This window comes from Amycolatopsis balhimycina FH 1894, from assembly GCF_000384295.1.
Classification (GTDB): domain Bacteria; phylum Actinomycetota; class Actinomycetes; order Mycobacteriales; family Pseudonocardiaceae; genus Amycolatopsis; species Amycolatopsis balhimycina.
This window is the reverse complement of the sequence record NZ_KB913037.1, coordinates 8,692,577-8,704,968: the sequence shown is the minus strand read 5'-3', so window position 1 is coordinate 8,704,968 and position 12,392 is coordinate 8,692,577. Positions and strand designations below refer to the sequence as shown.

Annotated in this window: 11 protein-coding genes; 7 read left to right on the top strand and 4 right to left on the bottom strand. The window is 70.7% G+C overall.

The features are described from left to right. Positions 1–3: 3 nt before the first annotated feature. A complete protein-coding gene (locus A3CE_RS0140010) occupies positions 4–1,500 on the bottom strand; it encodes a CoA-acylating methylmalonate-semialdehyde dehydrogenase (RefSeq protein WP_020645726.1) in 1,497 nt (498 codons plus the stop codon). 238 nt (positions 1,501–1,738) lie between these two features. On the opposite strand from A3CE_RS0140010, the gene A3CE_RS0140005 reads away from it, so the two are divergent. The 4 genes from A3CE_RS0140005 to A3CE_RS52265 all read left to right on the top strand — a co-directional run bounded on the left by A3CE_RS0140005 (position 1,739) and on the right by A3CE_RS52265 (position 4,892). After that, a complete protein-coding gene (locus tag A3CE_RS0140005) occupies positions 1,739–3,376 on the top strand; it encodes a PucR family transcriptional regulator (RefSeq protein WP_020645725.1) in 1,638 nt (545 codons plus the stop codon). Between the two features lie 58 nt (positions 3,377–3,434). After that, entirely contained in the window at positions 3,435–3,767 is a 333-nt protein-coding gene (locus tag A3CE_RS0140000; protein ID WP_020645724.1) for an SSI family serine proteinase inhibitor, read from the top strand. A gap of 77 nt (positions 3,768–3,844) precedes the next feature. Continuing rightward, positions 3,845–4,678 carry a helix-turn-helix domain-containing protein gene (locus A3CE_RS0139995; RefSeq protein ID WP_020645723.1) on the top strand — a complete coding sequence of 278 codons (834 nt, stop codon included), beginning with the start codon at positions 3,845–3,847 and terminating at the stop codon, positions 4,676–4,678. Position 4,679: 1 nt separating this feature from the next. Continuing rightward, entirely contained in the window at positions 4,680–4,892 is a 213-nt protein-coding gene (locus A3CE_RS52265) for a DUF397 domain-containing protein (protein WP_043791340.1), read from the top strand. A 31-nt stretch (positions 4,893–4,923) separates the two neighbouring features. On the opposite strand, the gene A3CE_RS0139990 is transcribed toward A3CE_RS52265, so the two are convergent. From A3CE_RS0139990 to A3CE_RS0139980, 3 genes are all read right to left on the bottom strand, one after another. Then, the gene (locus tag A3CE_RS0139990; protein ID WP_026469320.1) at positions 4,924–6,435 is read right to left on the bottom strand and encodes a DUF4153 domain-containing protein; all 1,512 of its coding nucleotides are present in this window, start codon (positions 6,433–6,435) and stop codon (positions 4,924–4,926) included. 320 nt (positions 6,436–6,755) lie between these two features. Continuing rightward, positions 6,756–7,748 carry a HAMP domain-containing sensor histidine kinase gene (locus A3CE_RS0139985; RefSeq protein WP_020645721.1) on the bottom strand — a complete coding sequence of 331 codons (993 nt, stop codon included), beginning with the start codon at positions 7,746–7,748 and terminating at the stop codon, positions 6,756–6,758. Next, complete coding sequence (locus tag A3CE_RS0139980; protein ID WP_026469319.1) at positions 7,745–8,416, bottom strand: response regulator transcription factor; 672 nt, start codon at positions 8,414–8,416, stop codon at positions 7,745–7,747. Before A3CE_RS0139980 ends, A3CE_RS0139985 begins: the two co-directional genes overlap by 4 nt. Positions 8,417–8,657: 241 nt before the next feature. On the opposite strand from A3CE_RS0139980, the gene A3CE_RS0139975 reads away from it, so the two are divergent. From A3CE_RS0139975 to hydA, 3 genes are read left to right on the top strand one after another with little or no spacing between them, the layout of a single operon-like run. After that, entirely contained in the window at positions 8,658–10,211 is a 1,554-nt protein-coding gene (locus tag A3CE_RS0139975; protein WP_020645719.1) for an NCS1 family nucleobase:cation symporter-1, read from the top strand. Between the two features lie 10 nt (positions 10,212–10,221). Continuing rightward, on the top strand, positions 10,222–11,004 hold the full coding sequence (locus A3CE_RS0139970; RefSeq protein ID WP_043792957.1) for a nitrilase-related carbon-nitrogen hydrolase: 783 nt from the start codon (positions 10,222–10,224) through the stop codon (positions 11,002–11,004). Next, entirely contained in the window at positions 11,004–12,386 is a 1,383-nt protein-coding gene (gene hydA / locus A3CE_RS0139965) for a dihydropyrimidinase (RefSeq protein ID WP_020645717.1), read from the top strand. Before A3CE_RS0139970 ends, hydA begins: the two co-directional genes overlap by 1 nt. Positions 12,387–12,392: the final 6 nt, after the last annotated feature.

Genomic DNA, 12,392 nt, shown 5'->3' with positions numbered 1-12,392 from the left:
GCGTCAGGAGTTGCGGGGGAAGCCCAGGTTGACCCCGGCGTGCGAGCGGTCCGGCCAGCGGGAGGTGACCACCTTCGTGCGCGTGAAGAAGTGGAAGCCTTCCGGCCCGTACGCGTGGCTGTCGCCGAACAACGAGTCCTTCCAGCCGCCGAAGGAGTAGTAGCCGACCGGGACGGGGATCGGGACGTTGACGCCGACCATGCCCACCTCGACCTCGTTCTGGAACCGCCGCGCGGCCGCGCCGTCGCCGGTGAAGATGGCCGTGCCGTTGCCGTAGGGGTTGGCGTTGATCAGCGCCAGCGCGTCGTCGTACGACGTCGCGCGCACGACCGCGAGCACCGGGCCGAAGATCTCGTCGGTGTAGATCGACATCTCCGGGCGGACGTGGTCGAACAGCGTCGGGCCGAGCCAGAAGCCGTCGGAGGCATCGGAGACCTCGATGCCCCGCCCGTCCACGACGAGCGACGCGCCCGACGCCACCCCGGCGTCCACATAGGACTCCACGCGGGTGTGGTGGGCCGCGGTGACCAGCGGTCCCATCTCGGACTCGGGGTCACGGCCGTCGCCGACGCGCAGCCGTGCGATCCGCTCGGCGATCTTCTCGACGAGCGAATCGCCGACCGGGTCTACCGCCACGACCACCGAAACCGCCATGCACCGCTCCCCCGCCGAGCCGAACCCGGCCGACACCGCGGCGTCGGCGGCGAGGTCGAGGTCGGCGTCCGGCAGCACGACCATGTGGTTCTTCGCGCCGCCGAGAGCCTGGACGCGCTTGCCGTACCGGGTGCCGGTTTCGTAGACGTACCGCGCGATCGGCGTCGACCCCACGAACGAGATCGCCTTGACGTCGGCGTGTTCGAGGAGCCCGTCGACCGCCACCTTGTCGCCGTGCAGCACGTTGAGCGCGCCCGCGGGCAGCCCGGCCTCGGCGAACAGCTCGGCGATGAACACCGCGGCCGACGGGTCCTTCTCGCTGGGCTTGAGCACGACGGTGTTTCCGCAGGCCAGCGCGTTGGGGACGAACCACAGCGGCACCATGGCCGGGAAGTTGAACGGCGAGATCACGCCGACCACGCCGAGCGGCTGGGCGATCGAGTAGACGTCGACACCGGTGGACGCGTTCTCGCTGAACCCGCCCTTGAGCAGCTGGGCGGCCCCGCACGCGTACTCGACGTTCTCGATCGCGCGGGCGATCTCCCCGGCCGCGTCGGACTCGACCTTGCCGTGCTCGCTCGTGATGATCTTCGCCAGCTCGTGCTTGCGCGCGGACAGCAGCTCGCGGAAGGCGAACATCACTCGCGTCCGGCCGGCCAGCGACGTCCCGCGCCACCCCGGAAGCGCCGCCTTGGCCGCGGCGACGGCGGCCTCGACCTCGGCGTCCCCGGCGAAGTCGACGTGCGCCCTGACCTGCCCGGTGGCGGGGTCGAACACCTCGCCCGAACGCTCGGCGGTCCCGGTGAACGGCTTGCCGTCGATCCAGTGGCTGATGCGGTCGGTCACGGCAGGCACTCCTTCACTCCGGCAACGTCCCCCCGAGTCTCCGGGCGGGCGCCACGCCACCGCCATCGGCAACGTGTACGTCAGTTGGCTCCCGGCCGTACAGTCTGTCCCTGCCGCTACTGTGCCGATGGTTACCACTCCGACCACAGTCACGGCCGAATGACTTCGCACCTCCGGTTACGTTCCGCTGGGGGGTCGGCCTCCTTTTTGGCCGGATGGGTAACAACACCGAGGAGCCATGTACCCGACCGTCGCCGAGGCGCTCGCGCTGCCGGTGCTGCGCCAGGGCCGCCCGCACGTCGTCGCCGGCGCGGCCGGGCTGGACGCGCCGGTGCGCTGGGCGCACGTCGCCGAGGTCGCCGACATCGCCCACCTGCTGCGCGGCGGCGAGCTGGTGCTGACCACCGGTGTCGCGCTGCCCGACGACGGCCCGTCGCTGGCCCGCTACGTCGCCGACCTGGCCGGGGTCGGCGCCGCCGGCGTCGTGGTCGAGCTGGTCCGGCACTGGAGCGACAAGCTGCCCGCCGCGCTGGTCGACGCGGCCGAGGAGCACGGCCTGCCGCTGGTCACGCTCTCGCGGGAAACGCGGTTCGTGAGCGTCACCGAAGCGGTGAACGGCCAGATCGTCGACGCCCAGGTCGCCGAGCTGCGCGCCGCCGAACGCGTGCACGAGACGTTCACCGCCCTGACGGTCGCGGGCGCCGAACCCGGCGTCGTCCTGGGCGAGGTCGCCCGGCTCACCGAGCAGCCGGTGGTGCTGGAGACGCTGTCCCACGAGGTCCTCGCCTACGACGCGGCCGGCACCGACCCGGCGGAGCTGCTCACCGGCTGGCCGGCCCGGTCCCGGGTGGTCCAGGTCGGCGAGCGGACCGGCTACCACCCCGGTTCGGGCTGGCTGGTCACCGTCGTCGGAGCGCGCGGGCACGACTGGGGACGGCTGATCCTCGTCTGCGCCGACCAGCCGCCGCACCGCCATCGGGTAGTCGCCGAGCGGGCCGCGTCCGCGCTTGCCGTGCACCGGCTGGTCGCGAAGGACTCCGACGGCCTGGAACGGCAGGCCCACCGCGCCCTGCTCGCCGAGCTCGTCGCTTCGCCGGCACCGTCGGCCGAGCTGCTGGCGCGGGCCTCGGCGCTGGCCGTGCCCCTGGCCGGGCGGCAGCTGGTCGGGCTGGCGGTCCGGCCCCGGCTGACGGGCACGCCGCGGCCCGCGCTGTCCACCCCGCCGGTACTGCGCGAACTGGCCGAAGCGACGGTGCTGGCGGCGCGCCGCGCGAAGGTGTCGGCACTGGTGGCGAGCGACGAGCTGGGCGTGCGGGCGTTGCTCGCGCTGTCGCCGGAGGCGAACGCCGACGCCGTGCTGCACCGGCTCGCCACCGACGTCCACGAGGCCCGGAGCAGCGCCCCGGGGGTCCTGGCCGTCGGTACGACGGTGTCGTCGCCCGGCGAAGCCCGCCGGACGCTGCTCGAAGCGGGGCAGGTCGCGGCGGCCGCGCTGGGAGCGGGCTCGGACCGGGTGCTGCACCGGCTGTCCGACGTCCGGCTGCGGGGCCTGCTGCACCTGCTGTCGGGCGACGAGCGGGTCACGGCGTTCGCCCACCGCGAGCTGGGACCCCTGCTGCAGCGCGACGCGGCGACGGGCAGCCGACTCGTCCAGGCCCTGCGCCACTACTGCGAACAGGGCGGCAACAAGTCGGCGGCGGCCGCGGCGGCGCACACCTCCCGGACGGCGTACTACCAGCAGCTCGCCCGGATCGAGCAGGTCCTCGGCGTCCGGCTGGAGGATCCGGAGTCGATGCTTTCGCTGTACGTCGCGTTGCTGGCCGCGGACCTCACCCGGCCGAGCGAAGAAGACTCACCCGGACGTGGAGCACAGTGATCGGCCCCGCCGTGCCGATGACACCGATATGGCCCTAATCCCCTTCGCAGCCTGTTTGATGAGCCTCGGCTGTCTCGCGCCGGCGCAACCCCCGGCGTCGACGCTGCAGCTGACCACCCACGACATCGCCAACCGGACCGGCTCGGTGGTGCTCACGTGCGACCCGGCGGGGGGAACGCACCCGAAGCGAGACAAGGCGTGCGCGGTGCTTTCCGGCGCCGGCGGCGACTTTTCGCGGATCACCGCACGCCACCAGGCGTGCACGCTGATCTACGCCCCGGTGGACGCCACGGCGATCGGCACCTGGCGCGGCAAGCCGGTGTCGTTCCACACGACGTACGCGAACCGCTGCGAAGCCGGCCGCGACTCGGACGACGTGTTCGCTTTCTGAGTTTCCTGACGCAGCTCTGCGACAGCGGACCGGCATCACCCGACCGGGCACGGCCTGCCGACGGGCAGGCTGTGCCCATGCCACCACCGATCGCCACGCCCCGGGCCCGCGCGCTGGGGTTCGGCATGAAGAAAGCCCGGGAGGCGCGGAATCTGGGAGTCCGGGAACTCGGCCGGTTGACCGGTCTGATCGCCCAGAACATCTCCAGCTGGGAGAGCGGTAGGCGGGTTCCGAAGATCGAGGAGCTGGCCACGATCCTCGGCGCGCTCCGGGTCGAGCCCGCCGAACGTGCGCGGCTCGTGAACCTGGCACGCACCGCCGCCGAGCCCAACTGGCTCGAACAGCACACGCCGACCATCGCCACCTTCGTCGAATACGAGCGCACCGCCAGTGCCATGACGCAATGGGCGCCTGGCCTGCTGCCTGGTCTGTTGCAGACTCCGGCCTACATTCGGGCGCTCTTCGCCACCACGTCCCGCCCGAAGCCGGATGTGGAGAAGCAGGTGATGATCAGGCTCGCCCGGCGCGAGGTGCTGAGCGCCCGGCACGCCCTGCCGTACCAGGCGTTGCTCAGCGAGGCGGTGCTGCACCAGCAGATCGGCGATCGCCAGATGATGGCCGAGCAGCTCCGCCACCTGCTCACGGTTTCCCGCGCCCGGAATGTGTCGTTGCGTGTTTTGCCGGAGAGGAGCGGCTACCACCCCGGACTCTATGGCCCTTTCGTACTCTTCGACTTCGATGATCTCCCGTCCATCGTCTACCTGGAGCTGTACCGCGGCAACGGATATGTCTACAACCGCGAACATGTGGCCGACTACCGTGGTGCCGTCGAGACATTGTCCGCCCTGGCGCTGAGCGAGTCCGATAGCGAACACCTCGTCCAGGGGGTGATCACCGAACTGGAGGCCTGAAATGCTCGGAGCCGCTTGGCGAAAGTCCTCTCACAGCGGCGAGCACGAGTGCGTCGAAGTACGGTTCGCCGGGCTGTCGCAGATCCGCGATACGAAGGACCGCGCGGGAGGCACACTCTCCGTTACCACCCGATCGTTTGAAGCCCTGGTGGCCTGTTTGAGCGCGCGGAAGCCGCCGGGCCGCCCCCACGACGGTCCGGTGGCTTCCGCGTAACTCTTGACCACGCGCCGCACGGCGATGCGGTTCAGCGGCAGCCGATACCGTTACCGAGAGGCACGTCACGCGCGGCTGAGCGGCTGAGGTTCCAGGCCGGCCAGCCGTCCGGGGTGTCGGCGCTCAGCACCTGCCGCAGCACGCACGTCCGCAGCGGCTCCTGGACCCGGGCCGAAACCACCGGGACCACGTCGGCCGAGAAACGCGCCAGGTAGCGGTCGTCGAGGGGCTTGCCGGCGGCCACGCGGTCGAGGTTGGCGTCGGCGATGAGACGTTCCGGGTCGAGGACGGCGAGGGCGAGCAGCGCCGCCGCGGCCGTGCCGATCGCCGCGCGGGGCAGCCACGTCGAGCGCAGGCGGACCAGCGAGGCTCCGACCAGCACGAACACCGCGCCGAACCACAGTTCGCAGACCTCGACCAGCAGCCGCAGCACGGTGAAGCCGTACGCCTCCTGGTATGTCCACATGCGACTCAACGCCGACCCGACGAGCACCAGGCTCAGCGCGCTCAGCGCCCCCAGCAGGACGCGCTGGCGCAGCCGGTCGGCGCGGGTGGCGTCCGGCGCCCAGCGCAGCGCGGCCGCGACGATCGCCAGCGTCAGCACGGTGACCGCGCACAGCTGCCAGAAGCCGCCGCGGGCGTACTCCGCCGACGTCAGGCCGCTCGTGCGCAGGACGTACTCGGTGCCGCCGAACAGCACGACCAGCCGTACGCCGACGAAGAGGCCGAACACGAGGACGAGGACGGTGAGCGGGACCGTCCACTCCAGACTGTATCTAGTCCTGTGTGGACTATCCGCCGAGGCGCGCCGCGCCGGCGCGGCGAGGAAGTAGCACGCCCCGGCGACCACCATGGTGACGGCCGCGAACACGCAGCACCACCGCAGGAGAACGTCGATGCCGAGATCGGGAACCATGGCGTTGACGACGGCGGCGAAGGCAGCGTCGGCACTCACGAGCAGCGGCACGAAGACCCCGACGAGCGCGGCGGCGGCAAGCACGGCGAGCGCGATCCGGCGGGCGACGCCGTCGCGCCGGGCGGTGAAGCGTCCGACGCCGCGGCCGGCCCACGGAATGGCGCGCAGGGCCTCGACCGGGATCGCGAGCATGTCGTAGAGGACGGAATTGACGGTCCGCTCCCCGACGACGGCCAGCGACCCGGTGACGACGGCGCCGAGCACGCACAGGACGAACAGCCACCCGGAGGCCCGCACGGCTCCCATCCCGAGCAGGGCAAGGGCGAGGAACGCCCACCCGGCACTGAGCCAGGTGAAGGAACCGCCCGCCCGGGAACGCCGATCGGCGACGACCACGGCCGCGGCCGCGGCCAGCCCGCTGAGCAGCCACCCGGCCCCGGGCCGGTCGACGGGCAGCACGAGCGCGGCGGCCACCCCGGCAAGCCCGGCGGCGGGCAGCACGGCGGGAGGCAGAGGCACAACAGCGGACTTCGGCGGCGGCAGCGGCAGCATGAGCACGGGCGGAGCGGCCACGGCCACCCCACCGCCGGACGCCGCACCCGCAGCAGCAGAACCGGCCAGTCCCACCGATCCACCCCCGGCACCCCCACCCACCGCCCCCGACACCGGAGACGCGGAGCCGGCCACCCGAGCATCGCCGGCTCCTGCCCGCTCCCCGGCGGGCGAAACTCGGGCCGTTGCCGGATCCGGCGTGGCCACCCGGGACGCGACCGAACGCTTCCCCCGCGGCACACCGCCGCCGACATGAGCTTTGGGCATTTCGCCTCTTCCTCGAGATCTCGCGTTCACTTTTGCGAACGCCACAGTCCGGCCGAAAGGTCTTGAATGACTCATTCAGGACCTCCGGCGCCCTGAATGAGTCATTCAAGACACCGGAGCCGCGGGAACTAGGCCGGCAGCGTCACCCGGATCCGGCTGCCCGTCCCCGGCGCCGGGTCCGCCACCCCGATCGTCCCGCCGTGCAGTTCCACCGCCCACCGGGCGATCGCCAGCCCCAGCCCCGTGCCCCCGCCCGAGGGCCGTTCCCCGCGGGTGAACCGCTCGAAGACCCGCTCCCGGTCGGCCCGCGCGATGCCCGGCCCCTCGTCGCAGACGTCGATGCGGACCTCCCCCGGCCGCACCTGCGCCAGCACCCGCACCTCGCCGCCCGCCGGGCCGTGGCGGGCCGCGTTCTCCAGCAGGTTCGCCACCACCTGGAACAGCCGTCCGCGGTCCGCCGTCACCAGCGCGCCCTCCGGGGAGACCGACACCGAGAACGTCACCCCGCGGCCCGCGAACGCCGCCTCCCCCACCACTTCCGACAGCAGCGACCACAGTGAGAAGGACGTCTTGTGCAGCGGGATCGCCCCCGCGTCGAGCCGTGACAAGTCCAGCAGCTCGTCCACCAGCGTCGCCAGCCGCTCGGTCTGCCGCAACGCCGTCTTCAACGTCCCCGGATCGGGTTCCTCGACGCCGTCGACGAGGTTCTCCAGCACGCCGCTCAGCGCGGTGATCGGCGTCCGCAGCTCGTGGGACACGTTCGCGATCAGCTCCCGGCGCCGGCGGTCCGCGTCGCCGAGGTCCCCCGCCATCTGGTTGAACGCGCGCGCCAGCGAACCCACCTCGTCGCGGGTCGTCGCGCGGATCCGGCGGCTGTAGTCGCCCTTCGCCATCGCCCGCGCCGCCGCGGTCATCTCGCGCAGCGGCCGCGTCATCCCGTGCGCCAGGACCTGCGACAACACCAGGGCCAGGACCATCGCGGTGACCGTCGTCCTCGGCGGCAGCCAGCCGATCTGCCAGTTGAAGAACGCGAACGCCACCCCGCCGGAGGCGACCATCAGGATCGCCAGCTTCAGCTTGATCGACCGGATCCGATCCAGCGGCCGCGGAACGAGGTTCACGAGCCCGCCTCCAATGCGTAGCCGACGCCGTGCACCGTCCGGATCAGGTCCGCGCCGAGCTTCCGCCGCAGCGCCTTGATGTGGCTGTCCACCGCCCGCGTCCCCGCCGACGTGCCGTGGACGTCCCAGTCCCACACCTCCGACAGCAGCCGTTCGCGCGGCTGCACCACTCGCGGCCGCCGCGCGAAGTGGACCAGCAGGTCGAACTCGATCGGCGTCAGCTGCGCCGCGACGCCCGCCCGGGCGACGCGCCGCTGGTCGATGTCGATGTCGAGGTCGCCGAGCACGATCCGGGCGCCCGCGACGGACGCCGAGCGGTCCACCCGCCGCAGCAGCGCGTGCACCCGGGCGGTGAGCACCCGCATCGAGAACGGCTTCGTGAGGTAGTCGTCGGCGCCGACCCCCAGCCCGACCAGCAGGTCCGTCTCGTCGGCGCGCGCGGTCAGCATCAGCACCGGCACCGGACGCCGTCCCTGGATCCGGCGGCAGACCTCCAGGCCGTCGAACCCGGGCAGCATCACGTCGAGCACCACCAGCTCCGGCTCGCCCGCCGAGTCGGCCTCGACGGCGGCGGGCCCGTCGTGGGCGACGTCCACGGTGAACCCCTCGGCCCGCAGCCGGGCCGCGATCGACGCGGCGATCGTGACGTCGTCCTCGACGACGAGCACCCGCCGCCCACCCAGTTCCATGGCCACGACAGTAAGCACCTCCGATGGAGACGGTCCGCGTGAACTGTGAAGATCCTGTGGAGACGTTTCAGCCGCTTTGCCGGTTCGTGACGGCGAGATGTGTGACGCAGTTCATGCACTCCGGAGCCCCTTGGCGCAATCGACAGACTGCACTCCTGATCAGCGAAGAGTGAACAGACTGCCGTTGCACCGGCGATGACCAGGCGCGCAGGATTCCGCAATGGCGCCGACACCCGCAGACCAGCGCGTGCACGACGACGGCCGGGTCGAACTGAACCCCGCCGACGTCGGGTCTCTCGAAGGCAGCCGGTTCTTCAACGAAGAGCTGGCCCCCGTCCCCGTCGCAAAACGGACCTGGACCACCTACAACTATTTCGCGCTCTGGATGGGGATGGCGCACAACATCCCCAGCTACGCCCTGGCCGCGTCGCTCATCGCGCTCGGCATGAACTGGGTGCAGGCGCTGCTCACGATCACGATCGGCAACCTGGTCGTGCTCGCGCCGATGCTGCTCAACAGCCACGCCGGCACGAAGTACGGCATCCCGTTCCCGGTGTTCGCCCGCGCGTTCTACGGCCTGCGCGGCGCCAACCTGGCCGCGCTGCTGCGGGCGTTCATCGCCTGCGGCTGGTTCGGCATCCAGACCTGGGTCGGCGGCGAGGCCATCTACGTCATCCTCGGCCGCCTGCTCGGCTCGTGGTGGCGCGACTCCGCCGTCGTAGCCGGACAGCACTGGACGCTCTGGCTGTCCTTCGTGGTCTTCTGGATCGGCCAGATGCTCATCATCTGGCGCGGCATGGACGCGGTCCGCCGGTTCGAGAACTGGACGGCGCCGCTGGTGTCGGTCGGCTTCCTGGTCATGCTCGGGTACGTGCTGGTCAAGGCGGGCGGGCTCGGCCCGATCCTGTCCGACGGCGGCAAGCTCGGCTGGGGCCCGGACTTCTGGAAGGTGTTCGCGCCGTCGCTGATGGCGATGATCGCGTTCTGGTCGACGCTGTCGCTCAACATGCCGGACTTCACCCGCTTCGGCGGCAGCCAGCGCAAGCAGGTCCGCGGCCAGATCCTCGGCCTGCCGACGACGATGACGTTCATCGCCATCGTGGCCATCCTGACCACGTCGGGCGGGCACGTGCTCTACGGCGAGGACATCTGGGACCCGGCAAAACTGGCCGACAAGTTCGACAGCCCGGCCGTGGTCGTCGTCGCCCTGGTCGCGCTGGTGCTGGCGACGATCTCGGCGAACCTCGCGGCCAACGTCGTCAGCCCGTCCTACGACTTCTCGAACGCGTTCCCGAAGAAGATCACCTTCGCGGTCGGCGGCGGGATCACCGGCGTCATCGGCATCCTCATCCAGCCCTGGCGGCTGTACTCGGACCCGAACATCTACATCTTCGCGTGGCTCGGCTTCTACGGCGGGCTGCTCGGCGCGGTCGCCGGGGTGCTCGTCGCCGGCTACTGGCTCGTCAACCGCACGAAGCTGCGGCTGAAGGACCTCTACACACCCGATGGGGTGTATTGGTTCACCGGCGGCTGGAACTGGCGCGCGCTGGTCGCGACGCTGGTGGGAGCCCTCCTCGCGGTCGGCGGTGCGTACGGCGGGCCCTTCCCCGCCGACGGCCTGATCCCGTTCCTCAAGCCGCTTTACGACTACAACTGGGTGATCGGCCTGGTCGGCGCCTTCGCCGTCTTCGCCGCACTGACCCTTCCCTCAACCAAGGAGGAAGCAAGTGAGCGTCGTCCGAGCCGGATTGATCCAGCAGCGGTGGACGGGTGACAAGGAGTCCATGATCAAGGCGGCGGTCGACCACATCGCCACCGCCGCCTCGCAGGGCGCCCAGGTCGTCTGCCTCCAGGAGCTGTTCTACGGGCCGTACTTCTGCCAGGTGCAGGACGCCGACTACTACTCCTACACCGAGGCCATTCCCGACGGGCCCACCACGCGGCTCATGCAGGAGGTCGCCGAGCGTCACGGCATCGTGCTGATCGTGCCGATGTACGAGGTCGAGCAGCCCGGCGTCTACTACAACACCGCCGCGGTCATCGACGCCGACGGCACCTACCTCGGCAAGTACCGCAAGAACCACATCCCGCAGGTCCAGGGGTTCTGGGAGAAGTTCTACTTCCGGCCCGGCAACCTCGGTTACCCGGTGTTCGACACCGCCGTGGGCCGCATCGGCGTCTACATCTGCTACGAGCGGCACTTCCCGGAGGGCTGGCGTGCCCTCGGCCTGGCCGGGGCGAAGATCGTGTTCAACCCCTCGGCGACCAGCCGCAGCCTGTCGCAGTACCTGTGGAAGCTGGAGCAGCCGGCGGCCGCGGTGGCGAACGAGTACTTCGTCGGCGCGATCAACCGCGTCGGCGTGGAACCGCTGGGCGACAACGACTTCTACGGTCAGACGTACTTCGTCGACCCGAAGGGCCAGCTCGTCGGCGACGCCGCGTCCGACACCGACGACGAGGTCGTGGTGCGCGATCTCGACCTCGGGCTGCTCGACGACGTCCGGAACCAGTGGGCGTTCTACCGCGACCGCCGCCCGGACACCTACGGCCCGCTCGCGGAGGCCTGATGACCACGCTCATCCAGGGCGGCCGGGTCGTTTCGCCGTCCGGCGCGCTCCTGGCGGACGTCCTCGTCGACGGCGAGACCATCGCCGCCGTCGGGGCGCCCGGGACGCTGACCGGCGACGAGACGATCGACGCCACCGGGAAGTATGTCCTGCCCGGCGGCATCGACGCCCACACCCACATGGAGATGCCGTTCGGCGGCACGCACTCCGTCGACACGTTCTCGACCGGCACCACGGCGGCGGCGTGGGGCGGCACGACCACGATCATCGACTTCGCCGTGCAGGCCAAGGGCACGTCACTGTTGTCCACAATGGACAAGTGGCACGCGAAGGCGGACGGAAACTGCGCGATCGACTACGGCTTCCACATGATCGTCTCCGACGTCAACGACCAGTCGCTGAAGGAGATGGAAGCCTGCGTCGACGGTGGCGTCGGCAGCTTCAAGATGTTCATGGCGTACCCGGGGGTGTTCTACTCCACGGACGGGGAAATCCTGCTGGCCATGCAGAAAGCGCGCGAAATCGGCGCTACGATCATGATGCACGCCGAAAACGGCATCGCGATCGACCAGCTGGCCGCGCAGGCGTTCGAGGCCGGGAACATCGACCCGGTGCAGCACGGCCTGACGCGGCCACCGGAACTGGAAGGAGAAGCGACGTCGCGGGCGATCCAGCTCGCGAAGGTGACCGGCTCGCCACTGTACATCGTGCACCTTTCGGCGTCGCAAGCGCTGGCGGCGGTGGCGGAAGCACGCAACGAGGGTCAGAACGTCTTCGCCGAGACGTGCCCACAGTACCTGTACCTGTCCATTGAGGACCTGGCGAAGCCGGACTTCGAGGGCGCGAAGTACGTCGCATCGCCGCCGCTGCGGGAGAAGTCGCACCAGGCGGACCTGTGGCGCGGGCTGCGGACGAACGACCTCTCCGTGGTGTCGACCGACCACTGCCCGTTCTGCTTCAAGGACCAGAAGGAACTGGGGCGCGGCGACTTCCGGGCCATCCCGAACGGGATACCGGGCGTCGAACACCGGATGGACCTGCTGCACCAGGGCGTCGTCGCCGGCGAGCTGACGCTCGGCCGCTGGGTCGAGACATGTTCGGCGACACCGGCGCGGATGTTCGGGCTGTACCCGCGTAAGGGCGTCATCGCGGCGGGTTCGGACGCGGACATCGTGATCTACGACCCTTCGGCGACGCAGACACTGTCGGCCGAGACGCACCACATGAACGTGGACTACTCGGCGTACGAGGGATTCGAGATCACCGGTCGCGTGCACACCGTGCTGTCCCGCGGGCGCGTCGTCGTGTCGCCTGACGGCTTCACCGGGTCGACGTCGCACGGCAAGTTCCTGTCCCGCTCGCTGAACCAGTACCTGAACTGAGGTGAG